This is a genomic window from Microbispora sp. NPDC088329 (assembly GCF_040685655.1).
Taxonomy (GTDB): Bacteria; Actinomycetota; Actinomycetes; order Streptosporangiales; family Streptosporangiaceae; genus Microbispora.
On sequence record NZ_JBFBIP010000013.1, the window covers coordinates 96517 to 121201 of the forward strand.

Sequence of the window (24685 nt, forward strand, 5' to 3'; positions counted from 1 at the left end):
ATAGTTAATCGCCTGGATACACGCTGCGGTCCCTTCGATATTTGCTGGGTGAATGTCTATGCGGTTCCGCAATTCACGTGTCCGAACGAAGGTCACGGCCTTGCTGGTGTCGCTTACAGCGCTGTGGGCATTCGCCGCCTGGGTGACCGTCCGGGATGGCGTGAACCTGCTGTGGGTGGCCGTCTACAACAACGGATTGGTGAAACCCGGTGAGACCCTCCTGCTCGAACTACAGCAGGAGCGACGGCTTTCCGCGGTTCACGTGGGCAACCCGTCACTCGCCGACCGCCAGACGCTGGCCGTCCAGCGCGCGCACACGAACGCCGCGGTGGCTGAGTTCCGAGCCCTGGCCAGCGCCGGAGACGTCAAGTTCGCGTCAAGTGAGGCGCTGGACAAACGCATCGCCGAGGTCTTCCGCCAGCTCGATGACCTGGGTTCCGGCCGTAAGGCGATCGACGAGGGGCGAGTAGACGCCCTCCAGGCGATCGGCGTGTACACCGAGGTCATCGACTCCTTCTACCGGATGTACGACTCGCTGGCCGTACTTGATGACGAGCAGATCGCCAAGGACACCCGGACCATCACGAAACTGAACCGGGCCCGCGAATTCCTGTCGCAGGAGGACGCGGTGCTGTCGGGCGCGCTCGCGGCCGGGCGGTTCGGCGGTGGTCAGCCCAGGCAGTTTGTCCAGTTGGTCGGCCTCCAGCGCTTCTACACAATGGACGGGACGGCCGAGCTGCCGCGGGCGGACATGCAAACGCACGAGGACTTGGCCAAGAGCGCTAATTCCGTTCGCCTGCGCCAAATGGAAGATCTCGTCATGCAGACGGGGCGTGCGCAGGGTGCCCCCCCGGTCACCTACGAGCAGTGGACACCGGTGGTCAAGGCGGCCCTGGACGCGCGGATCGCGGCCGTCCACAAGGCGGGTGACGCGCTGGTCGATCGGGCCACGTCCGTGTCGGTCGCCGTCGTCGCCCGCCTCCTGCTGGCCGGTGTGCTCGGCCTGGTGGCGGTCATCGCGTCGATCATCCTGTCGGTCACCACGGCGCGGGCGCTGGTGCGTCAGCTGGAGAAGCTGCGCGAGGCCGCGCTCGAACTGGCCAACGAGCGGCTGCCCGGCGTGGTCGCCCGCCTCGCGCAGGGGGAGAAGGTCGACGTCAAGGCGGAGGCGCCGCCGCTGGACTTCGGCCCCGACGTCATCGGCCAGGTGGGCGCGGCGTTCAACACCGTGCAGGAAACCGCCATCCGCACCGCCGTCGAGGAGGCCCAGCTCCGGCAGAGCATCCGCGACATCCTGCTCAGCCTCGCCCGGCGTACGCAGTCGCTGGTGCACCGCCAGCTCACGCTGCTCGACGTCATGGAGCGGCGCGAGTCGGACCCGGCGGAGCTGAAGGACCTGTTCCGCATCGACCACCTCGCCACCCGCATGCGGCGCAACGCCGAGAATCTGATCGTTCTGGCCGGGGCGTCCCCCGCCCGTGCCTGGCGGCGCTCGGTGCCGATGGTCGACGTCGTGCGCGGCGCGCTGGCCGAGGTCGAGGACTACACCCGCGTCACCGTGATACCGATGGGGCAGACCGCGCTCAACGGACGCGCGGTCGGCGACGTCATCCACCTGCTCGCCGAGCTGATCGAGAACGCGGTGTCGTTCTCCCCGCCGTACACGACGGTGCAGGTGGGCGGCCAGACGGTGGCCAGCGGGTACGCGATCGAGATCGAGGACCGCGGCCTCGGGATGAGCGCCGAGGACCTGGAGGCGACCAACCAGCGCATCGCCGACCCGCCCGAGTTCAACCTGTCGAGCACCGCCCGGCTCGGCCTGTACGTCGTCAGCCGCCTGGCCGAGCGGCACGGCATCAAGGTGTCGCTCAAGGCGTCGCCGTACGGGGGCACGACCGCGGTCGTGCTGCTGCCGCGCGATCTCGTCATCGAGGGCGGGGAGGACCTGCCCGAGGAGGAAACCGGTTCCGGTCTCGCGCGGCGGAGCCGCGGGGGCAGGAGGATCGCGCTGGTCGGCGCGCCCGGAGCGGGTCCCGAACCAGTTCAGGAGGTGGTTCCCGTGCCGAGGGCTCCCGAGCCGCCCCGGCTCGTGCCGAGCGCCCCGCTCCCCGGTGGCGATGGGGTCTCCGGTGACGATGGACTGTCCGGCGGCAACGGGCCGGACGAGCCCGTGCCCACGGCCGGGTTCACTCCGTCGGGCCTGCCGTTCCGGGTGCCGCAGGCCAACCTCGCTCCCGCACTCGCCGAGGAGCCGAGGCGCCGGGGCGGGACGGAGGACGAAGAGGACCGCTCGCCGGAGGACATTCGCAAGATCATGGGCTCGTTCCAGTCGGGGACGAGGCGCGGCAGATCCGAGGCGGCGAAGCTGCTGGCTGACGAGGAGGACAACCTGTGACGCAGAAGACCGCGGCCTCCGCGGACCTCGCCTGGTTGCTCGACGACCTCGTCGCGCGGGTCCGCGAGGTCGAGCACGGGATCGTGCTGTCCACCGACGGCCTGCTGCTGGCCGGCTCGCGGGGACTTCACGTGGAGGACGCCGAGCATCTGTCCGCCGTCGCCTCCGGCCTGCAGAGCCTGGCGCGAAGCGTCGGCGAGCGCTTCCAGGGCGGCTCCGTACGGCAGACCATCGTGGAGATGAAGTCGGCCTTCCTGATCGTGACCGTGGCGGGCGAGGGCGCCTGTCTGGCCGTGCTGTGCGCGGGAGACGCCGACGTCGGCCTGGTGGCGTACGAGATGGCCATGCTCGTCGTCCGGGTCGGGCAGTACCTCACCTCACCCGCCCGGACCACGATCGACCGGACCACGGGGAGCGAGGTTCGCCTGTGAACTCCGAATGGAATCCGGACGAGGAGCGCTTACTCGACGCGCCGACCATCCGGCCGTACGTGATCGCACGTGGCCGTACGGAGGCGCAGGACCGTTTCGACCTCATCTCGCTCGCGGTGACGCTCCGGCCCACCACGGGAGCGGAGATCGGGCTGGACCCCGAGCACCAGGCGATCGTGCGGCTGTGCCGCAGGCCGACGTCGGTGGCCGAGATCGCGGCCCATCTGGATCTGCCGGCGGGGATCGTCCGGGTCCTCCTCGGTGATCTTTTCGACCGGGGCTTCGTGGCAGTGCAACAGCCTCAACCGGAGATGGACGTGCTCGACGAGCGGATGTACAAGGCGGTGCTCGATGGCCTTCGGGCGCTCTGACCCCCAGAAAACGCCTCCGAAGATGCCGAAGGCGATCAAACTGCTGATCGCCGGCGGCTTCGGGGTCGGCAAGACCACGATGGTCGGCGCGGTGTCGGAGATCCGGCCGCTGCGCACGGAGGAGACACTGACCGACCGCAGCGTCGGCGTGGACGACCTGTCCGGGATCGAGGCCAAGGCGACCACCACGGTCGCCATGGACTTCGGCCGGATCAGCATCGGCCAGGACTTCGTCCTCTATCTTTTCGGCACCCCCGGCCAGGAGCGGTTCTGGTTCGTCTGGGACGAGCTCGCGCAGGGGGCGCTCGGCGCGGTCGTGATGGCCGACACGCGCAGGCTCGCCGACTGTTTCCCCTCCGTCGACTACTTCGAGCGGCGCGGCACACCCTTCGTGGTCGCGGTCAACTGCTTCGAGGGCGCCCCGGTCTTCGCTCTGGACGAGGTCAAGCTCGCCCTCAACCTCGGTCAGGACGTGCCGATCATGCTGTGCGACGCGCGCAAGCGGGAATCGGGCAAGGAAGTCCTGATCGAACTCGTCAAGCACGCGTACGGGAAACGCCCGACCGCCGCCGCTCGCTGACCTTTCCGGCGGCTTCCCCAGGCACGAGGCCGTACGTTTCCTTCGCGCCGTGCCCAGTTTTCATGCTGGGCGCGGCGCTTTTTCTGTTATGTCCGAGTCATCGACCGGACGACGCCGTTCCCGTCGGGCCGTCCGGCATGGACGACGACCTCATCCGGGTTTCGGCCGTCCGTTAAATGCGCCGGATTGTTGGCTGTTTGTCTGGATTCTTTCGCGCGAGGCGGCTCGCTTTCCTTTCGGTGTGGACCGCGCGTAACAGCTACACAACAGCCGTTGATCTGAACGGAAGCGCCGCTGTAACGTACGCCACATCGCAGAAACTATCGGACAGTAGCCGAAAGTTTCGGTCGGAACCCAGAAGGGAAACCACCGTGAAGTTGAGTCGGCGAGGTGCGGCGCTCCTGGCGGCGTCGGCACTGGTCCTCGGGGGATGTGGTGGCAACGGGAGCGACGACGGCGAGAGCAAAAGCTCAGCCGGCGGCAAGGTGACGGTCGAGTTCTGGAACATCTGGACCAAGGACCCCCTGAAGACCTACGGCGTTCAGGCGATCAAGGATTTCGAGGCCGCGCACCCGAATATCACCATCAAGAACGTTCCCTACGAGAACGAGGCGTTCAAGGCGAAGCTGACGACGCTCACGCAGTCCGGCAAGGCGCCGGACATCTTCCAGACCTGGGGTGGCGGTGTGCTCGCCCAGCAGGTCGACGCGGGCCTGGTGAAGGACCTGACCGGGGACGCGGGCTCCTGGCTCGGCACCTTCACCGATGCCGCGCTGTCGGCGTACAAGGTCGAGGGCAAGCAGTACGCCATCCCGGACGACATCGGCATGGTGGGCTTCTGGTACAACAAGGCGCTGTTCAAGAAGGCCGGGATCGCCCAGCCCCCGGGGACCTGGTCGGAGCTCCTCGACGACGTCAAGAAGCTGAAGGACGCCGGGATCACCCCGATCGCCCTCGGCGGCAAGGACAAGTGGCCGGGGCACTACTACTGGGCGTACCTCGCCATGCGGATCGGCGGTCTCGACGCCCTCAAGCAGGCCGGTGAGACCAAGGACTTCACGGGTCCGGCCTTCGTGCAGGCGGGACAGAAGCTCAAGGAACTGGCCGGCCTCCAGCCGTTCCAGAAGGGCTACCTCGGCGCGACGTACGGCGACCCGGGCGGCCAGGCCGCCACGATGGGTGACGGCAAGGCCGCCATGGAGCTGATGGGCCAGTGGGCGCCCGCGGTCCAGAAGGACGCAGGCAAGGGCCTCGGCGACGACCTCGGCTTCTTCCCGTTCCCGGCGGTCGACGGCGGCAAGGGCGCGGTCACCGACGCTTTCGGCGGCGGTGGCGGTTACGCGATCGGCGCCGACGCCCCGGCGGAGGCGATCGAGTTCCTGAAGTTCCTCACCGAGAGCACCGAGCACCGCAAGCAGGTCGCGAGCGGCGGCGTGCTCCCGGTGCTGAAGGGAGAGGAGGACGCGGTCACCGACCCGAACCTGAGCGTGGTCGCCAAGAACCTCGCCGGGGCCACCGGGTTCCAGCTCTACCTCGACCAGGCGTACCCGCCGGCCGTCGGCCAGGAGGTCAACGACAGCGTGGCCGAGCTGATCGGCGGCACCAAGACGCCCGAACAGGTGACGCAGGCCATCACCGAAACGGCGAAGTCGGAGTAACTGTCGCGTGAAGACGACGAGACCCCGGAGCCACAGGCTCCGGGGGTTCACCAAAATCCTGCTGTTCCTGCTGCCGTCGCTCGTGCTCTTCTTCGGGCTCGTCGTGGCGCCGATCCTGCTCGCCTTCTACGCGAGCGTGTTCAAGTGGAACGGCATGCGGGGACTGCCCACCGATTTCATCGGCATGACCAACTTCACCCGCCTGCTGGCGGACGAGGTCTTCCTGGGCGACCTGTGGCGCGGCCTACTGCTGATCATCTTTTCGGTGGCGATCCAGCTTCCCCTCTCGCTGGGCATCGCCATGCTGCTCAACCAGAAAATCCACGGCCGGGCGTTCTTCCGCCTGCTGTTCTTCGCCCCGTACGTCCTGTCGGAGGCGATCACCGCAGTCCTGTTCATGATGATCCTGAAGCCCACGGACGGCCTGGCCAACTACATTCTGGGCTGGTTCGGGATCGACCCCCTCGACTGGTTCGCCGACCCGTCGACGGTCATGATGTCACTGTTCATCGTCATGACCTGGAAGTACTTCGGCTTCCACATGATCTTGTACATCGCCGGGCGCCAGGGCATCCCGAAGGAGCTCACCGAGGCCGCCCAGATCGACGGCGCGACGGGCTGGAAGACCTTCCGCTACGTCACGCTGCCGCTGCTCGGCCCGACGATCCGCATCAGCGTGTTCCTGTCGGTCATCGGTGCGATCCAGCTGTTCGACCTGGTCTGGATCATCACCGGCGGAGGGCCGTCGCACTCCTCCGAGACCATGGCCGTCACGATGTTCCAGTTCGGCTTCAAGCGCTTCCAGGTCGGCTACGCGAGCGCGATCAGTGTGGTGATGTTCTTCATCAGCCTCGTGTTCGCGCTCTTCTATCAGAGATACGTCATGCGCCGTGACCTCGAAGGAGCCTCCACCGTGCTGGGAGACCAGAGATGAGCGCAATTCGCCGCAGGCATTCCCCCACGTCGGGCGGCCCGCTGCGCAGCCTGTCCTTGCACGCCATCGTCGTGATCACGGCGTTGTTCGTCGGCATCCCCCTGCTGTACGGCGTGCTGGGCGGCTTCAAGACGACCCGGCAGCTTTCGAGCAACCCGATCGGCCTGCCCGACCCCTGGGTGCCGGAGAACTACACGGGCGTGCTGGCATCGGGATCGTTCTGGCGCATGCTCTGGAACAGCACCTACATCGCGACTCTGACCACACTCATCGTCGTCGCGGTGTCCGCGCTGGCGGCCTTCGTGTTCGCCCGCTTCGCCTTCCGGGGGCGCGAGGCGCTGTTCACGATGTTCGCGGCGGGGCTGATGTTCCCGTTCGCGGTGGCGATCCTGCCGCTGTTCGTGCTGCTGCGCATGTTCGGGCTGCTCGACAACCCGCTCGGCGTGATCCTTCCGCAGGCCGCCTTCGGCATGCCGATGACGATCATCATTCTGCGCGGCTTCTTCCGGGCCATCCCCGGAGAGATCGAGGAGGCGGCGATCCTCGACGGGTGCTCCTCGTTCGGCTTCTTCTGGCGGATCCTGCTGCCGATGGCCCGCCCCGCGATCGCCACGGTCTCCGTGCTCGCGGTCGTCAACAGCTGGAACCAGTTCATGCTGCCGCTCGTGGTGTTCAGCGACGACAGCCTGTCCACCATCCCGCTGGGGGTCCAGCAGTTCCAGGGACAGTATTCGACCGACGTCGCGAAGGTCATGGCCTACATCGTGGTCGCGATGCTGCCCGCCCTCGGCTTCTACGCCGTGGCCGAGCGCCAGCTCGTCAGCGGCCTGACCGCGGGAGCGGTCAAGGGCTGACCCGATTACGTTCCCCTCCGGCGCCCCGGAGGGAACGTGAGGGCGAACGCGCCCTAAGGTGAACGAAACGAGGGGAGAAGCGCAGGGGGGAGCACCGATGGCGGAGCCGATCGTCCGTCCCGCGGCCGACGCCGACATGCCCGGTCTTCGCGCCGTCGCGAACAGCTTCGGCCTCCTGGGAATGTGGCCGGAGCAGCCGGACTTCGTGGACGCCGAACGCGAGTTCGGTGCGGTGGTCGTCGGCGAGGTGGACGGCACGATCGTGGGTTTCGGCGGCACGCTGCGCCGGGGGACGGTCACGCACCTCGGCGACCTGTTCGTCCTGCCGGACCACCAGTCGTCGGGGGTGGGCCGTGCCATCCTGTCCCGCCTGCTGCCGCAAGGCACGCCCACGGTCACCTTCGCCTCCGCCGACAAGAGGGCGTTCGCGCTGTACGTCAGGAACGGGATGCGCCCGCGCTGCCCGCTGCTGTATCTCGAGCGGGGACCGCTCGGTGGCCGGCCCGCGTCACGAGACAGCGGGCAGGCGCCGGGGGAGGCGGACGTCCGCGCGGCGGCGGCCATGGACGCCCACGTCTGCGGCGGGGACCGGGCCTCGACGCTGAGGTGGTTCGCCGGGCTGCCCGGCGTGACCCTGCACGTCAGCGGCTCGGGCTACGCGTTCGCCAGAACGGCCGGAGACGGAGTCGTCATCGGGCCGGCCGGGGGCGCGACCCCGCAGGACTGCGCCGACATCGTGCTGGAGGCGGCGAACGCCCATCCCGGCGCCGGCCCGGTGCACGTGGCGGTGCCCGGCACGCATCCGCTGCTGCCCCTGCTGCTCGACGAGGGCTGGCACATCGGCGACATGGACACGCTGATGACCAGCGAGGACTTCATGCGGCTCGACCGCTACGTCCCCCACCACGACCTCGGCTGAGGAGTGCGGGGCACGGCCTGGCGGGCCGGCGGCCCTCGTCCCCGGCCAGGGGGACACCGGGGACGAGGGCGGCGGCCGGGGGGATGGGACGGGCCGGAGCATGCCGGCCCGGGTCACAGCCTCCGCAGATACCGGGCGGAGGCCCATCCGGGAACGCCGCCGGGGGTGTCCACGGCCACCCAGCCGTGGGCGGCGTCGCAGGCTCCCGCGACGTTCCCGTCGGCCCGCAGGAGCCTGCCGACGGGGGCGTGGTGGATGCCGGCGCCCTCGCGGACGTTGAGGAAACTGCCCTTGCGCACGTGCCGCAGGCGGTAGACGCACGAGAGCGAGGGCCGCCCGCTGAGGTCGAGCCTGTGGAGGAACCGGGCGGCGGCGAAGCCCGACGTCCCACCGGCCGTCTTCACCGCGACCCAGCCGTGGGTGGCGGTGCAGGCCCCGGAGAAACCTCCGTCGGCCGGCCGCAGCTTGGCGACGGGGGCGTGGTGGATGCCGGCGCCCTCGCGGACGTTGAGGAAGCCGCCCTTGCGCACGCCCCGCAGGCGGTAGGCGCACACGAGACCGGGCCCCTGCCAGGCAGTGTGCACGACCTGCCCGTACGGTCCCGAGGTGGTGGGTTCGCCGGGCCCGGGCGGCACGGCCCGGTTCGCGACGGCCGAGGTGGCCGGGCCCGCGAGGGCCGCCGCGGGGTGGCCTACGACGAACCACCCCGCGGCGGCCCATACCGCCAGAGCGGGAACGATGCTCTTGGGCACTCTCACGATCTCTCCCTTCGGTCGGCATCGCCCACGCCCGGCCGGGGGGACCCGGGCCAGTGGTGCTCACCCGAAGTTCTGATCTGATTACCCAGCGTTTACACCTGTGAGGATTTCCCGCCTCGATTTTTTACTCGGCACACCGGGGAAAAGGGTGATTCAGTCACCCGCCGTGCCCGCCGTGGAAGGGCGACGTCACCCCCTCGTACGCCAGGTGCAGCATCATCCCCTGATCGGCGTGGCTGAGGTTGTGGCAGTGGTTCATCCACAGCCCCGGATTGGTGGCGCGGAAGGCCACCTCCCACACCTCGCCGGGCCGTACGTCGAAGGTGTCGAGCCACAGAGGGCTGCCGGTGGGCGAGCGGCCGTCGCGCGAGAGCACGAGGACCCGGTGGCCGTGCAGGTGCCAGGGGTGGATGTCACGGCCGCGGTTGACCACGGTCAGCCGGACCAGGTCGCCCTCCCTGACGACTTCCGTGGGGACGTTGGGGAAGGCGAGGCCGTTCACCGTGTGCGCGTACATCGGCCGCCCGTTCGTCAGCGCCAGCCCCCGGTCGAGGACGAGCGTGAAGTTACGGTCGAAGCGGCTCTGGGCCGTGTACGGCGTCGGGGCCGGGGCGCCGTACCGGGTGAGGTCGAGGTCCGGCCAGTCCGCAGTCTGACCGCCGGCGGCGGGAGCGGCGCCGGCGGACCCGTCACCTGTGTCCGCGCCGGACGATCCGCTCGCCGGGGTGAGCCGTACGGAGTCGGTGCGGTCGTCGATCCGCAGGACGGCGGGGCCCGGCGGCATCGTGAACGCGAGGTCGTACCGGCCGCCCGCCGCGAGCCGCAGGCCGGTCCGGCCGAGCGTGCCCGGGCCGTTCAGGTCCGTCCCGTCCACCGCAACGAGCCGGTACGGCGTGCCCGCCAGGGTGAACCGATGCGGCGTGTTGTCGGTGTTGATCAAGCGCAGCCGTACGGGCGTGCCGGGCGCGATCTGCCGGGCCAGAGGCTGGTCGCGGTCGCCCGTCACCGTCGTGCCGCCGAAGGTGTGCACGGGCAGGGTGAGGTCCGTTCCGGCGGCCGCGCCTTCCTTCGGCGTGACGACGAGCGTGCCGTAGAGCCCCATCCGGACGCCGAGGTCGGACACCTCGTGGGTGTGGTACCAGTACGTCCCCGCCTGTGCGGCGACGAAGCGGTAGACGAACTCCCCGCCGGGCGGCACGGCCTCCTGCGTGAGGCCGGGCACGCCGTCCTCACCCGAGGGCACGTCGTAGCCGTGCCAGTGCAGCGTCACCCCGGACGTGATGTCCGCGTTGCGGAGCCGCACCTCGATGAGGTCGCCCTGAACGGCGGTGATCGGCGGTCCGGGGACCTGCCCGTTGAAGGTCCACGCGGACACCTTGCGTCCCGAGGACAGCGTGATGGTCGCCGTACGGGCCGTCAGCTCGAACCGGCGCACGGAGCCGCCCGGTGGGGGCGCGGCCGGACCGCGCAGCGCGGTCACCGGACGGTCGGGGCCCGCGACGGCGGAGGCGGATTCCCCGGAGACGGAGTGAGTCTGGGAGGCGGGGTGCACACCGGAATGGGCGTCGGCGTGTGTGCCGGCGTGCGTGTCTGTGCCGGCGGCTGTGTCTGTGCCGGGGGCGGCGCGCACGTCGGTGTCGCCCATCGCGTGGGCCTGCGCGGCGCCCGCCGCACTGATCCCTTCCGCGCTGATCCCTTCCGCGTTGGTTCCCTCCGCGCTGGTTCCCTGCGTGGTGGTCCCCTCCGTGGGGGGAATGAAAGCGAGGACCGCTCCGAGGACGGCGGCCACGGCGGTCGCCGCCGTCGCCACCCGCAGCCTGGGAACGTGGGCGCTCATCGCTCTCCAGGTCACCAGCACGGCCCCCGCGACGAAGGCCAGGAGCAGGAGGGCGGAGCTCGCGTCCGCCGGATATCCGATGAGGAAGGTCTGCACGACTCCGGCCGCCGCCGCGTAGCCGGCGCCGAGCAGGGAGACCACCACCGCCGGGGCTCTGACGGCGTCCTGCGCGGGCGGGGCGGCGGAGTCACCCGGCCCGGCCGCGTCCGCCTCCCGGGAGGGGTTCACCCGCCGGGCGGCGCAGAACAGGCGCGGCCCGGCGAGCACGGCGGCGACGCCGCCCGCCGCGACGAGAAGCGGCAGGGCGACGAGGATCTTCTCCTGCACGAACCACCAACCGGCCCAGGACAGCGCGACGACGGACCCGATCCGGGCCAGTGACGCGACCATGGCCACGGCGTACAGGGCCGCGGCCGTCCTCGGACGGCGGGCCGCCGCGGCCACGCCCGCGCCCACCCACGCCGCCACGGTCAGGACCGAGACGACCAGGTCGAGCGCCATGAGCCGGTCGGTCGTCATGAGGCGCGAACCGGACGGCCCTCCGCGGCGGCCTCCGACGTGGCGGGCTTGGCCCACGCGAACTGTCGCGCGTCGCGGGACACGTGACCGGAGACGAACACGACCGCAAGGCCGTTGATGGCATGCAGGCCGAGGATCGCCAGGGAGAGCGGCGTGGTGTTGCCGGTGCTGTCGTCGAACAGGCCGCCGACCGCGATGATCAGCTCCTGCACGATGACCAGACCGATGGGCAGGATGGTCATCCCGATCATGCGTCCCGGCGCCTTGGCGATCGCCGCGGCGATGGTGGCCAGCAGCGAGACCACGGGGATGACCATCGTGCCGTTCATGCTGTGCAGGGAGAACGACGAGTCGTCATGCGGCTTGTCGAACGCACCGACTGCCGCGAGATATATCTGCACGATGGCGGCGACGAACATCAGCGTCGCCAGTACGGCGTAAACCTTGCGCACGCTCTTTGCTCCCTTCCTCCAGCGGATGGCGGTCGCGGGAATCCTGTCCCACGTGAGCCGGCGGCGTCGTCCCTCGTCGAGAGACACGTCGGCTACCGCTGGGGGAGTACGCGGGCACGCGTACCTTCCGTCCCCTGGCGGCGTCTCGATGATGGCCGCCGAGGGCCGTCGGCGTCGTCGCACACCGGAAGGCTCTCGTGTCTACCGCCGGGGGATCAGCGCCGTCCGCCGCTACCGCGAGGGGAGTATGGTCACCCGGGCCGGTTTACGGTAAAGACCGGGGTGATCGTCGATGCGGCGGCCCGGGGTGATGCGCGCGGTGGGGCGAGGGGGTGCCGGCCGGTGCGCGGTCGGAGCGGGGTAGGAGCGGGGTGCGGTGCGGTGCGGCCGAGCACGGGGTCAGTTCCGGCCGCCGTTCCAGAGTAGTTCCTCGGCCTGCTCGACGACATCGCCGACCGGAACCTCGGCCACCCACGACTCGTCGTGCGGGCACCGCCCCGCCCGGGGATCGTGCCCGCTGACGCCGCAGACCGGGCACCGCGCGGTCCAGGAGATCAGGGCTCGGTGCAGGGTGCGGGTGAGGGGCCCGGCGTTGATGAGGTTGCCCGACCAGTAGATGCCGACGGTGGGCGTGCCGACCGCCGCCGCGAGGTGACGGGGGCCGGTGTCGTTGGAGATGACCAGGTCGCACCGCTCGTAAAGCGCGCAGAGGCCGCCGACGCCGAGCGTGCCGACGGCCGTGACGGCGGGCCGCCGCATCGCCGCCGCGACCTCCTCGGCCACCTCTCGCTCCTTCTCGACACCGGTGATCACCACCGGGCGGCCGAGCCGGTCGGCCGCCTCCGCGAACGCGCGCGCCGGCCAGCGCCGCCGTGGGTCGCTCGCGCCCGGATGCAGCGCGATCAGGCCGGGCGGCGGCTCGCCGTACACGCGGGCGAGTTCGGCGCGGTCGGCGTCGGTCACGGCGATCCTCGGCTCGTACACCTCGGCCGTTCCGCCGACAAGCGTGGCGACCTCCAGGTAGCGCAGCGTCTCGTGCTGGTAGTAGACGTACGGCACCCACAGGTCGAGCCGTTCGGCGTCCGGTGTGCGCAGGCCGGCCGTCACCCGGGCACCGATCGCGTTGACGAAGGGGTTGGAGTTGCGCCCGCCGCCGTGGATCTGCACGGCGAGGTCGAACCGGCGCTCGCGCAGCTCCTCGAACAGGCTTTCCGGCGCCTTGTGGCCGTCGGCCGCCGACGAGACCCCGGATATCGGCGGAAGGGCGACGACGTCGTCGACCGGCCCCGGCCTGCCGTCCAGGAACCGGGCGTGCCACGGGGTGCCGAGGAGGGTCAGCCGGGCCGCCGGGTAGGCCCGACGGAGCGCCTCCAGAGCGGGCATCGCGAGGACGAGGTCGCCGAGGGCGTTGGCCCGCAGCACCGCGATGCGGTGCACCCCCTCGATCAGCGCGCCCATGCGGCGTCGAACACGTAGTCGTAGCATTCGGCTCTTCGGTCGGTGACCGTCGTGGGCAGTTCCAGGTGATAGGCGCGGCTCGGCAGCAGGCCCGCGCCGCCGTACCGCTCCATGACGCGCAGCTGCGCCGCGACGTCCTCGCCCGCGTGCCGGGGCGGCACCGACCGCCAGAAGCCGAAGCCGCCGCACTCCAGCAGCCGCTCCCGGTCGTACAGCACGCAGCCGCCGATCCAGGCCACCTTGTACGGCCGCCACTCCCCGGGGCGCGGCGAGCCGAGGTGTTTCCGAGCGAGATGCAGCGGGTTGGCGGCGTTGTGCAGGGTGTGACGACGCCAGGCCGGCGACTCCCGGCGTACCCGCTCGGGCCGCACGCCGTCCGTCCACTCCTCGTACGGCGCCAGCTCGGCGGGGCGCACGTCGTCGCGGTAGGACAGGCCGTGCAGGGCGAAGCCGACGAAGCCGCAGCGCAGGTCGCTCATCGCGGACAGCAGGACCTCGATCGCCTCCGGCTCCAGCCAGACGTCGTCGTCCAGGTAGAGCACCAGCCGTCGCTCGGCCCGGTCGAGCAGGAACGCGCGTTGCTCCGCCATGCCCCGCGAAGGCACGTGGTGGTGGACGGCCACCGGCCTGTCGCGGTGATCGAGGATGCGCAGCTGCGCCGCCACCAGCGGATCGTCGGCGACCGGCTCGTGTGACTGGTCCGAGACCACGACGCGGAACCCGGACACGGTCTGCGCCGCGAGGCCCGCCGACGTGACGGCCAGCGCGCCCGGGCGGTCCTTCGTGGGCACGAGTACATCCAGGTCAGACGGGGCGAACATGGGCGGCTGATACCCGTGAGGTCGTACGGCAAACGGAGGGCACGGGCAGGCCGGCGCCGAGGACGAGCGGCCATGAACGGCGGGGGTCGGGAGCGGCGGGGGTCGGGAGCGGCAGGCGTCAGGAGCGGCGGTCGGAGAGGCGCCGGGGGCTGGGAAACCTGATGCGGCGCCGGCCGGGGCAACCGGCCACCCGTCGTTCCTCGGCCGTGCTCTCCGCGGGCCGCCGCCCGTTGGTGTGCGTGGGGCCGTGCGCGTCGGCACAGTGCGGCTCGGGCGCCGCGTCGGCACAGTGCGGCTCGGCCGCCGTTGTGGCGCAGTGCGGCTCGGCCGTCTCGGCCGCCGGTTCCCCTATCGCGAGAAGCTCCGGTGGGGCGTGGTCGACCTGCAGCGTGGTGTGATCGATGCCGTACTCGTCGTGGACCATCCGCTGCGCCGCCTGCCGTACGGCGTGGCAGTCCGCGCCGGGGGCGACCAGGATGTGCGCGGACATGGCGGGGTAGCCGCTGGTGACCTCCCAGATGTGCAGGTCGTGCACCTCCACCACGTGTTCCAGGGCGGCGGCCTTGCGGCCGATCTCGGCGGGGTTCATCCCGGCGGGGGCGGCTTCCATGAAGACGCGGCCGGATTCGCGCACCAGCTCCCAACCGGCCTTGAGCATCAGGGCGGCCACGACCAGCGCGGCCAGGGCGTCGGCCCGGCCCCAGCCGGTCAGCCAGATCACCGCGCCGGCGGCGGTGGTGGCGATGAAGGCGAACAGGTCGTTGAGGATGTGCTGGAAGGCGCCCTCGACGTTGAGACTGGCGCGGTTGGCCCTGCTCAGCAGCCAGGTCGCGGCCAGGTTCACCGCGATGCCCGCGATGCCGGTGCCGACGACGTACGCGCCTTCGACCTCGGGGGGCTCGATCAGGCGGCGTACGCCCTCGTAGACGAAGTAGACGCTGAGCAGCAGCAGCGTGATGCCGTTGATCTGGGCACTGATGATCTCGGCGCGCTTGAGGCCGTAGGTGAAGCCGCCCTGCGGCGGGCGGGCGGCGATCCGCATCGCGATGATCGCGAAGGCGATGGCGATGGCGTCGGTGAGCATGTGCCCGGCGTCGGAGACCAGGGCCAGGGAGTGCGCGATGACACCGATGACGACCTCGACCGCCATGAAGCCGAGGATGAGCGCCAGCGCGCCGGTCAGCAGACGCCGGTCGGCCTCGGCGCTGACCGCGTGCCCGTGCCCGTGCCCATGCGCGCGCCCGTGTTCGTGCTCACGGCCGTGACCCGTCCCGGTGCGGTGTCCGCGCCCCTTGCCGGTCTCACCCATTGTCCCGGTCCTTATCCTCATGCCCGATGTGCGTGATCGCCAGGTCGAACAGCAGCCGCACGTGTGAGTCCGCGAGGCGGTAATAGGCCATCCTTCCCGCCCGTCGCACCTTCACCACGTTGTGGACGCGCAGCAGGCGCAGAGCGTGGGACGCGGCGGACATGCTGTGGCCGGTCGCCGCCGCGAGATCGCACACGCACATCTCGCCGCCCTCCAGCAGCGCCGCGATCAACCGCAGCCGCCCGGGATCGGCCAGGAGCCCGAAGATCTGCGCCAGGTCCTCGACCGTCTCCGGGGCCGGCATGGCCCTCCTGACGGTCTCCACCCGGCTCGCGTCCACCACGGGCAGCGCGCAGGAGTCGGCCGTCACGAGATCCACAACGTTTGAACGATCGTTCACGTGTGAGAGTGTAAGTCACCGGTCGTCGGTGTCAACGGAGAACCGCCAGGGGGGCGACCCGCGACCGGCGCGGGCGTGCGCCCCCGATCACCAGTCGCCCGCTACGTCCCTTTTGTGCCCCAGGGTTTGATAATCCGTCAGGTGCGGTCATTAATGATTCCGGTGCCGCCCGCCGGTCGATCATTTGAGTACGATGAAAGAGTGTGGAGAATTCCTGCGGCCATCGGTGTCATTCTCGGTGTTTACCTGATCGCCCGCGCCGTCGTAGAGCCGTTCGTTATCGACATGTCCGATCCGGCGACGTACCGAAACGATTGGGGTGGTCCCAGTCTCGGCGGGGTGCTTATGGTGCATCTCGGGCCCGGCATCGTCTCGGCCGCTCTGCTGGGGTGGGCGCTGACGCGGCGACGCCGGCGGCTTCGCGGGGAGAACCGTTGAGCATGTCGCCAACGCCGCGGCCGGTCGCGCCGGAAAGCGGATGAAGTCCACGACTTGAATGACGCGCCGCGCGATTCCCCCGGCCGTGTCGTGGTTCCCGCCGTCTTTCACGTCGCACGCGTGCCTGTTCACCGGTGTCCCGCCGTTTGAATCACGCGGAATCGCCGAATCGCGGGGGTGGTTCGGCAAGCCGATGCCGGGCGCCGGTCACACGAGGTGGACGTGCACCTCGGCGCCCTGCATGAAGGCCCGCGAATAGGGGCACTCCCCGTGGGCCTGCTCCACCAGCCTGCGGGCCGCCTCCGGCTCGACCCCCGGCAGACGTACGGTCAGGTCCGTGGTGATCGTGTAGTCGTCGGCGGTGCCGCGCTTGCGCAGCGTGACGGCCGTGTCCACGGTCGCGTCGGCGGTCCGCACGCCCTGCCGGCCGGCGACCAGCGTGAGCGAGTTGTGGAAACAGGAGGCGTACGCCGCCGCCAGCAGTTGTTCGGGGTTGGTGGCCCCGCCGGGGCCGCCGAGTTCCCCCGGCGCTTTGATACGGACGTCGAGCATGCCGTCGTCCGACGCCACCTTGCCGAGGGCGGACGAGGCCCGGGCCGTGTAGAGATCGTCGTAGGAGCCGCCACCACCGCGCCGGTCATGCCGTTCAGGCCGTCCGGCCCCCTCCTCGGGGCGGCCCTCGGGCATCTGCCCGGTGAGCTCCGCTTCGACGCCGGGCCCCGAATAGTCGGGCCCGGGGGCCCGGTCGCTTGGCAGATGGGTGAAACGCCGTATTTCCTCGCTCATCAGAACCTCCGAGGAGACTCCCGCCTCGGAGACGCCGACGCGCCTCCCTCGTCCGCTCGCATCGCGTCCGGTCGGGATCGGCGGTCACGTACCCCCACAAGCTGCTCAATACCGGACTCTGGTGGCAAAAGTTCACTCAGCCTCGCTGTGCTACGGTCCCGGCAGATATTTCCCATCGAGTGGTGAAATGTCGGCAATGGCGGCGCAGGAGTAGGAGATCGCTATGAGTGGGGCTGTCCGGTGGGGGATCCTCGGCACGGCGGGCATCGCCGCCCGCTCGTTCCTGCCCGCGTTGCGCGAGGCCGGCGGGGGCGCCGCCGTCGTGGTGGCGGGCCGCGACCTGTCCCGTGCCGAGGCGTTCGCCGAGCGGAACGGCGTCGCCGGGGCCGTGTGCGGCTACGAGGCCGTCATCGAGGACCCGTCGATCGACGCGGTCTACGTTCCGCTGCCGAACGCCCTGCACGCGCAGTGGACGATCGCCGCCCTGGAGGCGGGCAAGGCGGTCCTGTGCGAGAAGCCGCTGTGCCTCACCGCCGCGGAGGCCGAGAACGTCGTCGAGGTGGCGGGCCGGTCGGCCCGGCCGCTCTGGGAGGCGTTCGTCTTCCCGTTCCACCCGCAGACGGCGCGGCTGCGCGGCCTGCTGGCGGAGGGCGCCATCGGTGAACTGCGGGAGATCTGGTCGTCCTTCCACTTCCAGCTGCAGGGCGCCGAGAACATCCGGCTCGACGCGGCCCTCGGCGGCGGCGCGCTCTACGACGTGGGCTGCTACCCCGTACGGCTCTCGCATCTGCTGTTCGGCGGCGACGCCGTCGCCGGTCACGCCGTCGCGGTCAAGGGCGAGGCGGGGGTGGACATCGAGACCGCCGGGGTTCTGGAGTTCGCCACCGGCCGCCTGCTGCTGAGCTGCAGCTTCGACCTGCCGTTCACGACGTACACCCGCCTGGTCGGCACCGGCGGGGAGATCCGGCTGACCAACCCGTTCCACCCGAAGGCGCAGGACGTGCTCGAAGTGTGGCGTGAGGGACGCCTGGTCGCCCGGCACGAGCCGGGCGAGGGGACGGCGTTCTCCTGGGGCATCCGGCACATCCACGAGGTGCTGCGCGGAGAGGCCGAGCCCCGGCACACGGCGGCCGACGACTCCCTCGGCACGGCTCGTGCCCTCGACATGCTGCGCTGACGCCGTCTCCCGGCGGCCGGGGCGGCCCGGTCAGGGCGCGGTGAGCGTCGCGCAGAGCTCGCGCGGGAAGCGCGGCTCCGCGGCGAGCACGTCGTCGCAGCCGGGCTTGGTCGTGGTCATCATCACCCGCCAGCCGGAGGGCGTCGCGCGGTAGAAGAACCGGGTCGCCCGGGACGCGCCCGCGCACTCACCCGGCCTCTCACAGACCGGTCCGCTGTTGACCGAGATGTCCATGACGAGCCACTTCCCGTCGCATCCCCGCTCCTGGTGATAGCTGTGCTGCGGTGCGTCCGCGTCCCTGGCGGCCTGGTAATAGGAGTCGGGGGTGCAGCCGGTCGGCGCCGGGTGACAGCCGAGTTCGCCGCAGCGGCGCAGCAGGCCCGGCCGGTCCGGGGTGTAGAGCTGGTCGAGGTTGACGACCACGTCGCGCTTGCCGAGCGGCTTCGGCAGCCGCACCTCCACCGGCACCGTACGCTCGCCGGGGCAGCCGTTCCCGGCCATGAGGAGCCGGGACTCGAAGCGGATGTCGACGCGGACCAGCTTCGGCTCGAAGCCGTCGAGCCTGCCGGTCGGCCCGCGCAGGCAGCCGTCGGGACCGTCGGGCACCCGGGCGTCGAGCGTCAGGACCCTGCCGTCGGGGGAGATGCGGACCTCCGTGACCGCGGACACGGCATAGGTGACCCACCGGGAGGTGTCCTCGTGTGTCACGGCCGAGGGCGTGGCCTCTCCCGTCGCGCCCGCCCGGCGCAGCGCCCGGACGCCGAACTCGTTCACGAGAGTGGCGTCCCCGGCCGTGCTCTCCAGGACCGACACGAGGCGGTCGCCGGCCCTGCCGACGAGGTAGACGCCCGTCTTCTCGGCGCCGTCCTCCCGGTAGTCGTGCTGGATCAGCATCGTCCCGGGCACGCCGACGTCCCTGGCGACGAGCGAGTAGTGATCCGTCTCGTCCCGGCAGCGTCCGAGCCGCTCGCCCAGCTCGTCGAGGTACGCCTGCGCGCCGCCGGGGCGGTAGCCGGCCACGTACTCGTAAACCTGGAAGCGGCGGTCGCCACCCCCGGGAGACACGCTCGCCGTGATCGCCCGCGTGTCCAGGCGGGCGGTGTCGCTGCGGAACGGTTCGGCGGCGCACGGCGCGGGCGCGAGCGGCGGATGCGCGCCGGACACCTCGGACGGCCGCGCGCCGTACAGGTCCGCCGCGCCCAGCATGTCCTCGCCCTCGCTCCCCGCTCCGGCGAGGACGTGGCCGCAGGCCGACAGCGCCGCGCACAGGACCCCGCACAGCACCACGCCCAGGACCGTGCGCGCAACCGTGCGCAGGACTGTGCGCAGGACGACGAGAGGCAGCCGTCTGACCGTCATCCGCCGATGATGCCAACCATTCGGGAGAGCGGCCACCCGTGGTATGCATGGGCGGTGACGATCCCCCGGCCGTACGACGCGGTGCTGTGCGACTTCGACGGCGTCATCCGCTTCTTCGACCAGACGGAACTGACCGAGCTGGAACGGACCGTGGGCCTGGCCGAGGGCGCCACCATGAAGGTCCTCTTCGCGCCCGAGGTCGACCGGCCGGCGCTGCTGGGGCAGATCACCGTCGAGCGCGCGGGCGTCCCGGTCGAGCGGTGCCTGTTCGTCGACGACCGGGCGGAGAACGTCGAGGCGGCCGGGGCGCTCGGCATGACGGCCGTCCTGTTCACCGGCGTTCCGGATCTGGAGGCGGCGCTCGCGCCGCTGCCGGGCTGACCGGTCAGCCGGGCCTATCCGTCAGGGCGAACCGGGTGAGGTGGCAGGCGACGCCGGCCGCCCTCCGGGAGTGGAGAGCGGCGGGGAATCGGGGCATCCCGCCCGCGCCGCTGCACTCGGGTCAATTCCGACTCAGGAATGGCGAGCGAGTAGGGGTTTTCTTTCGATTTTCGGGCACGGTGGGCGATCGATCGACCCTCGACGGTCATGTTCTCCAACCATGCCGTTTCCATGCGCATGATTCCTAAATTGGCCGTGTCGCAGCATTTCGGCTCCCGTGAGGGGGCCGCCGGAAGAGAGAAGGCCAATTGATGATTGGAACTGTCCGGTCGCTCGCCGACCGACTGCTGGAGCGCCTGGTGCCCGCCACGCAGGCAGGGGCGGCACCGTGCACCGAGTACTGGACGGTGGAACCGTGCTACACCAACAGCAGCCTCCCCTACGCCACGTCGAGCAGCATGAAGAAGTTCAGGAAGTGCGGTAGCACGGTGACCCTGCTGGAGACCCGGCCGTGTGGCACGTCGGTCTGCGGTGGATACAACCAGTACGGAGACTTCACTCCCTGGTACCCGTGCCCGTGCGTGCCCGGACCGTACAACACCTGCCCCTGATCGGGTCCGCCCCGGTTGATTCCGTCCCGAGGGCCGGTTCCCGTCGGGTGGGCCGGGTCACAGGGTGTTCCGCAGGGGGGCTGCCGCAGGACTGCCGTCTCCTGGTCCGGTCGGTGCGTGCCGGACGCCTCCGGGTGCGCGCCGTACTGATCGGTTGCGGAGCCGGCCGGATGACCTGACGGTCCGGGGCTGACCGGGTTCGGGAGCCTTCCGACGCGCAGAGGGCGCCGTGGCCGTTGAAACAGTCACGGCGCCCTCCTCGTTTCCCGCACATTCCGTCGATCTCCGTGATCAGGGGGCGGGGTCTGGGTTCCCGGCGTTTCGGGCGCCGGCCGCCGGACACAGGGGGTGACTGTCCCCTATGCGATCGGTCATGGTCTCCCGCCATGCCGTTTCCATGCGCAAGGTCTCTAGCTTGACCGTGTCACAGCGTTCGACCCCCTCTGCTGAGGAGGGTCGAGGAAAAGAAGGACGACCGGCCCGCCTCGCCCGGATCGGCCGTGTGACCGCTCCCGGGCACGCGGGAGGAAACAGGGGGCCGTGAACGGGGAAAAGTCGCGACACCCTTATCGGGATTAGGGGTTTTCATGGAGTATGTCCTGGTCTGCTGCCGCCTTCTGATCGGCGCGGTCTTCGTGGCGTCGGCGGTGAGCAAGGTGCGCAGTCGCAGCGCGTACACCTCCTTCCGCATCGCCGCCGGGGAACTGACGCCCAAGGTCCCGCTGATCCCGCGGGCACTCGTGCCGCCCGCGGTCATCGCCGGTGAGCTCACCGCGGCCCTCCTGCTCGCCGTTCCGGCAACGGTCGGCGTCGGGTTCGTGATCGCGATGGCGTTGCTGGCCGCGTTCACGGCCGCCATCACGATGGCGGTGCGCTCTCGGCGGCGGGTGGCCTGCAACTGCTTCGGCACCTCGTCCATTCCGGTGGGACCGGCTCAGCTCATCCGAAACGGCGTGCTGCTGGCCGCCTCGTCGACAGGGGCGGTACTCGCCTTCAGCACCACCTCGCTGACCCTGGAGCCGATCGGTGTCTTCACGGCGACGGTCGCCGGCCTGCTGGGAGCCGGCCTGGTGCTGCTCACCGAGGACATCGCCGAACTGTTCCAGCCGTTTGCCTGATCGTCGCCGAGAGCGGCGACATGACCGTTGAACTTAGGGGGTTGTCGTGTTGACCATCGTGGCGGTGCTCGTCGCCGTCGTCGGCGTGCTGTGCGTCCTTAACACCGTCCTCACCCTGGGCATGGCCCGGCGGCTGCGGACCCAGAACGAGCTGTTGGCGAACCCCTCCGGGTCCATGCCGGGAAATCACTTCCCGCCGGTGATGCGGGTGGCGGGGGAGCGGACGAGCGCGTTCAGCACCACGACTGTTGACGGCGTGCCGGTCGATGAGACGTTCTTCGACGCGACCTCCACGCTGGTGGGGGCGTTCTCGATCGGCTGCTCCGCGTGTGAGGAGCGGTTCCCCGAGTTCCTCCAGTTCGCCGCGGCCTTCCCGGGAGGGCGGGAGCGGGTCCTGGCCCTGGTGATCGGCGCCCAAGGCACCGAGGAGAAGGCCGAGCGGCTGAAGCCGGTCGCCACCGTGGTGGTGGAGGACACCTACGGCGGTCCGCTCTGCACCTCGCTGGGGGCCAAGGCGTACCCGGCGCTGGGGATCATCGAGCCCGGCGGTGTGGTGCGCGCCTCGGGCACGCTGATCCAGGACGTGGCGATCGCCCTGGAAAAGGTCTGATCGATGCGTGGGATCGTTGAAGCGCTGCGGCTGACCTGGCGCGCCAGCCCGTGGTTCACCATGGTGTTCGTCGCGCTCACCCTGCTGACCGCGCCGATGCCGGTGGTGACGGCGTGGCTGACCAAACTGGTGCTGGACGACATCATCGCCGGAGCCGGGCCCGGCGCGGTGCTCGGCAAAGCCGCCGGACTCGCCGCCGCCGGCCTGGTGACCGGTCTGATCCCGAATCTCACCCAGTACGCCTCCCGCGAGACCGAACGCCGCGTCGGACTCCTGGCCCAGGAACGCCTGTTCACGGCGACCGAGCGGTTCGTGGGGATGGCCAGGTTCGAGGACCCGGTCTTCCTCAACCGGATCCAGATGGCCATGCAGCACGGCGGCACCACCCCCGGCGTACTGGTCTCGGCCATCCTGTCGACGGTCAGTTCCGTCGTCACCGGCCTGGGTTTCCTCGGCTCGCTGCTGGTCATCTCCCCCTGGATGCCGGTGGTGATCCTGGCCTCGGCCGTTCCGGTGCTGGCCACCGAGTTGTGGCTGGCCCGCAGCCGGGCGAACCTGTCGTGGCGGTTGAGCCCGATCGAACGCCGGGAGATGTTCTTCCGCGACCTGCTCACCAGCACCCAGGCCGCCAAGGAGATCCGGTTGTTCGGCATCGGCGCCTACCTGCGCGAGCGCATGACGACCCAGCGGCGCAGGTCCAACGTCGAGAACCGGCGGATGGACCTGCGCCAGATCAGCGCCCAGGCGCTGATCGGCCTGCTCGGCACCGCGGTGGCGAGCGGGACGCTGTTCTGGTCGGTGCTGGCCGCAGCCGGCGGCGACATCAGCATCGGTGACATCTCTTTACTGGTGGCCTCGGTCGGCGGCGTGCAGAGCGCGGCCACGTCGCTGGTGCACACCATCGCCGGTTTCCACCAGCAGTTGATCCTGTTCGACCACTACCTCCAGGTCGTCGCCGCCGGGCCCGACCTGCCCGTCGCCTCCCCGCCCACGGCCATCACTCCTCTGGAGCACGGCATCGTCTTCAAGGACGTGTGGTTCCGCTACTCCCCCGATCACCCCTGGGTGCTGCGCGGCCTGAACCTCACCATCCCGAACGGACGGACCGTGGGGCTGATCGGCCGCAACGGCGCCGGCAAGAGCACTCTGATCAAGCTGCTGTGCCGGATGTACGATCCCGAGCGCGGCGCCGTACTGTGGAACGGCGTGGACCTGCGCGACCTCGATCCCGCCGAGCTGCGTGCCCGCATCGGCGCGGTCTTCCAGGACTACATGGAGTACGACCTGACCGCCGCGGAGAACATCGGCCTGGGCGACCTGGCGTACGCGACCGACCGCGACCGCATCGCCGCCGCCGCCGAGCGGGCCGGGGCGCACACGTTCGTCGAGCGGCTGCCCCGCTCCTACGACACCCTGCTGTCCCGGCTGTTCTTCCAGGGGGACGATGTCAACGGCGCCGACGACGGTGCCGGCGTGGTCCTGTCCGGAGGCCAGTGGCAACGCCTGGCGCTGGCCCGCGCGCACCTGCGGTCCGGGCGCGACCTGATGATCCTGGACGAGCCCAGCTCCGGTCTGGACGCCGAGGCCGAGTACGAGATCCACCACAAGCTGCGGCAGTTCCGGACGGGCCGTACCAACGTGCTCATCTCGCACCGGCTCAACACGGTGCGCGACGCCGACGTGCTGGTCGTGCTGGACGAGGGGGTCGTGGCCGAGCGAGGCACCCACGAGGAGCTGATGGCGTTGAGCGGCGTCTACGCGGGCCTGTTCTCCATGCAGGCCGAGGGTTACCTGGACGCCCTTCCCGAGCGGGCCTCGCGGTGACCGGTCCGCTCCTCCTGGTCCTCGTGCCGCTCGCGGCCGTCGCCGCCGCGACGGTCTGGGCGCGCAGGAGCCTGCTGGCGGCGGACGTCCTGGGCACCAGCATGCACCCCACCTACCGGCCGGGTGACAAGGTGCTGGTGCGGCGCGTGCCCGGCGACCGGGTGCGCCCGGGGGACATCGTGGTGGCCGACATCGCGGTCGTCCCGGACAACGGACCGGCGCTCCCATCGGGGAAGATCGCCCGGCAGCCGGGGGAGACCGTCTGGGAGGAGCACCGCGAACCGCGGCTCCGCCTGGCCGACATGGGCGGCCGGTCCGCGTGGCCCCCGGGCGCCGAGGACACCGTCAGCCGGGTCGTCAAGCGGGTCGCCGCCGTCCCAGGGGATCCGGTCCCCGACTCGGTGCCCCGGCGGGCGGGGGAGACCCTGGTCCCGGCGGGGTGCCTGGTCCTCCTCGGCGACAACCCCGATGAAAGCCTGGACTCCCGCCATTTCGGCTATGTTCCGGCGAACAGCATGGTCGGGAAGGTGATCCGTACCCTCTCCGGGGGATCGGGCGCCGATCCGCCGCCGAGCCGCATCCGGTCGTAGCGGGCGGCGTCCTGGCTGCACGTGCGGCGGAGCAACCGCGCTACCGCCCGTCCTCAGACAGCAGGATGCCGATCGCCTCGGTCACGTCGGCGACG

General features: G+C 70.5%; 25 protein-coding genes. 16 read left to right on the forward strand and 9 right to left on the reverse strand.

Features of this window, described 5'->3' with window-relative positions; all coding sequences use genetic code 11:
* Positions 1-106 precede the first annotated feature (106 nt).
* From AB0O28_RS23725 to AB0O28_RS23760, 8 genes are all read left to right on the forward strand, one after another.
* On the forward strand, positions 107-2395 hold the full coding sequence (locus AB0O28_RS23725) for a sensor histidine kinase (protein ID WP_363643788.1): 2289 nt from the start codon (positions 107-109) through the stop codon (positions 2393-2395).
* Positions 2392-2826, forward strand: a complete 435-nt coding sequence (locus AB0O28_RS23730) for a roadblock/LC7 domain-containing protein (protein ID WP_363643571.1) — start codon at positions 2392-2394, stop codon at positions 2824-2826. Before AB0O28_RS23725 ends, AB0O28_RS23730 begins: the two co-directional genes overlap by 4 nt.
* Positions 2823-3197 (forward strand): DUF742 domain-containing protein, encoded by a 375-nt coding sequence (locus tag AB0O28_RS23735; protein WP_363643573.1) that lies wholly within the window; start codon positions 2823-2825, stop codon positions 3195-3197. Before AB0O28_RS23730 ends, AB0O28_RS23735 begins: the two co-directional genes overlap by 4 nt.
* Complete coding sequence (locus tag AB0O28_RS23740; RefSeq protein WP_363643575.1) at positions 3178-3777, forward strand: ATP/GTP-binding protein; 600 nt, start codon at positions 3178-3180, stop codon at positions 3775-3777. The genes AB0O28_RS23735 and AB0O28_RS23740 overlap by 20 nt, the downstream gene beginning before the upstream one ends.
* A 371-nt stretch (positions 3778-4148) precedes the next feature.
* On the forward strand, positions 4149-5435 hold the full coding sequence (locus tag AB0O28_RS23745; RefSeq protein ID WP_363643577.1) for an extracellular solute-binding protein: 1287 nt from the start codon (positions 4149-4151) through the stop codon (positions 5433-5435).
* A gap of 7 nt (positions 5436-5442) precedes the next feature.
* Positions 5443-6369 carry a sugar ABC transporter permease gene (locus AB0O28_RS23750; protein WP_363643579.1) on the forward strand — a complete coding sequence of 309 codons (927 nt, stop codon included), beginning with the start codon at positions 5443-5445 and terminating at the stop codon, positions 6367-6369.
* The gene (locus AB0O28_RS23755) at positions 6366-7223 is read left to right on the forward strand and encodes a carbohydrate ABC transporter permease (RefSeq protein ID WP_363643581.1); all 858 of its coding nucleotides are present in this window, start codon (positions 6366-6368) and stop codon (positions 7221-7223) included. Before AB0O28_RS23750 ends, AB0O28_RS23755 begins: the two co-directional genes overlap by 4 nt.
* Before the next feature lie 97 nt (positions 7224-7320).
* Positions 7321-8142 carry a GNAT family N-acetyltransferase gene (locus tag AB0O28_RS23760; protein ID WP_363643583.1) on the forward strand — a complete coding sequence of 274 codons (822 nt, stop codon included), beginning with the start codon at positions 7321-7323 and terminating at the stop codon, positions 8140-8142.
* A gap of 113 nt (positions 8143-8255) precedes the next feature.
* Here the strand turns inward: AB0O28_RS23760 and AB0O28_RS23765 are convergent, their stop codons facing one another.
* The 7 genes from AB0O28_RS23765 to AB0O28_RS23795 all read right to left on the reverse strand — a co-directional run bounded on the left by AB0O28_RS23765 (position 8256) and on the right by AB0O28_RS23795 (position 15696).
* A complete protein-coding gene (locus AB0O28_RS23765) occupies positions 8256-8900 on the reverse strand; it encodes a hypothetical protein (RefSeq protein WP_363643585.1) in 645 nt (214 codons plus the stop codon).
* Between the two features lie 157 nt (positions 8901-9057).
* Positions 9058-11256, reverse strand: a complete 2199-nt coding sequence (locus AB0O28_RS23770) for a multicopper oxidase domain-containing protein (protein ID WP_363643587.1) — start codon at positions 11254-11256, stop codon at positions 9058-9060.
* On the reverse strand, positions 11253-11708 hold the full coding sequence (locus tag AB0O28_RS23775; RefSeq protein WP_363643589.1) for a DUF6220 domain-containing protein: 456 nt from the start codon (positions 11706-11708) through the stop codon (positions 11253-11255). Before AB0O28_RS23775 ends, AB0O28_RS23770 begins: the two co-directional genes overlap by 4 nt.
* 399 nt (positions 11709-12107) lie before the next feature.
* The gene (locus tag AB0O28_RS23780) at positions 12108-13166 is read right to left on the reverse strand and encodes a glycosyltransferase family 9 protein (RefSeq protein WP_363643591.1); all 1059 of its coding nucleotides are present in this window, start codon (positions 13164-13166) and stop codon (positions 12108-12110) included.
* Positions 13154-13987, reverse strand: coding sequence for a glycosyltransferase family A protein (locus AB0O28_RS23785; protein WP_363643593.1), 834 nt, complete (start codon positions 13985-13987; stop codon positions 13154-13156). The genes AB0O28_RS23780 and AB0O28_RS23785 overlap by 13 nt, the downstream gene beginning before the upstream one ends.
* A gap of 118 nt (positions 13988-14105) precedes the next feature.
* On the reverse strand, positions 14106-15296 hold the full coding sequence (locus AB0O28_RS23790) for a cation diffusion facilitator family transporter (protein WP_363643595.1): 1191 nt from the start codon (positions 15294-15296) through the stop codon (positions 14106-14108).
* A complete protein-coding gene (locus AB0O28_RS23795) occupies positions 15289-15696 on the reverse strand; it encodes a metalloregulator ArsR/SmtB family transcription factor (RefSeq protein WP_363643597.1) in 408 nt (135 codons plus the stop codon). Before AB0O28_RS23795 ends, AB0O28_RS23790 begins: the two co-directional genes overlap by 8 nt.
* Before the next feature lie 153 nt (positions 15697-15849).
* On the opposite strand from AB0O28_RS23795, the gene AB0O28_RS23800 reads away from it, so the two are divergent.
* Positions 15850-16134 carry a hypothetical protein gene (locus tag AB0O28_RS23800; protein WP_363643599.1) on the forward strand — a complete coding sequence of 95 codons (285 nt, stop codon included), beginning with the start codon at positions 15850-15852 and terminating at the stop codon, positions 16132-16134.
* 207 nt (positions 16135-16341) lie between these two features.
* Here AB0O28_RS23800 and AB0O28_RS23805 read toward each other — a convergent pair whose 3' ends face one another.
* Positions 16342-16920 carry an Ohr family peroxiredoxin gene (locus AB0O28_RS23805; protein WP_363643601.1) on the reverse strand — a complete coding sequence of 193 codons (579 nt, stop codon included), beginning with the start codon at positions 16918-16920 and terminating at the stop codon, positions 16342-16344.
* A 223-nt stretch (positions 16921-17143) separates the two neighbouring features.
* Here AB0O28_RS23805 and AB0O28_RS23810 point away from each other — a divergent pair, with 223 nt between their 5' ends.
* Positions 17144-18097 (forward strand): Gfo/Idh/MocA family oxidoreductase, encoded by a 954-nt coding sequence (locus AB0O28_RS23810; protein ID WP_363643603.1) that lies wholly within the window; start codon positions 17144-17146, stop codon positions 18095-18097.
* Between the two features lie 30 nt (positions 18098-18127).
* Here the strand turns inward: AB0O28_RS23810 and AB0O28_RS23815 are convergent, their stop codons facing one another.
* On the reverse strand, positions 18128-19456 hold the full coding sequence (locus AB0O28_RS23815; protein ID WP_363643605.1) for a hypothetical protein: 1329 nt from the start codon (positions 19454-19456) through the stop codon (positions 18128-18130).
* 6 nt (positions 19457-19462) lie between these two features.
* On the opposite strand from AB0O28_RS23815, the gene AB0O28_RS23820 reads away from it, so the two are divergent.
* The 6 genes from AB0O28_RS23820 to AB0O28_RS23845 all read left to right on the forward strand — a co-directional run bounded on the left by AB0O28_RS23820 (position 19463) and on the right by AB0O28_RS23845 (position 24590).
* Complete coding sequence (locus AB0O28_RS23820; RefSeq protein ID WP_363643607.1) at positions 19463-19837, forward strand: HAD-IA family hydrolase; 375 nt, start codon at positions 19463-19465, stop codon at positions 19835-19837.
* A gap of 311 nt (positions 19838-20148) precedes the next feature.
* Entirely contained in the window at positions 20149-20448 is a 300-nt protein-coding gene (locus AB0O28_RS23825) for a hypothetical protein (RefSeq protein WP_363470621.1), read from the forward strand.
* Positions 20449-21035: 587 nt separating this feature from the next.
* Complete coding sequence (locus tag AB0O28_RS23830) at positions 21036-21566, forward strand: MauE/DoxX family redox-associated membrane protein (RefSeq protein ID WP_363643609.1); 531 nt, start codon at positions 21036-21038, stop codon at positions 21564-21566.
* A 46-nt stretch (positions 21567-21612) separates the two neighbouring features.
* A complete protein-coding gene (locus tag AB0O28_RS23835; RefSeq protein ID WP_363643611.1) occupies positions 21613-22176 on the forward strand; it encodes a hypothetical protein in 564 nt (187 codons plus the stop codon).
* Between the two features lie 3 nt (positions 22177-22179).
* Positions 22180-24000: an ABC transporter ATP-binding protein gene (locus AB0O28_RS23840; RefSeq protein ID WP_363643613.1), complete on the forward strand. Its 1821-nt coding sequence runs from the start codon at positions 22180-22182 to the stop codon at positions 23998-24000.
* Positions 23997-24590 carry a S26 family signal peptidase gene (locus tag AB0O28_RS23845; RefSeq protein ID WP_363643615.1) on the forward strand — a complete coding sequence of 198 codons (594 nt, stop codon included), beginning with the start codon at positions 23997-23999 and terminating at the stop codon, positions 24588-24590. Before AB0O28_RS23840 ends, AB0O28_RS23845 begins: the two co-directional genes overlap by 4 nt.
* Positions 24591-24685 lie beyond the last annotated feature (95 nt).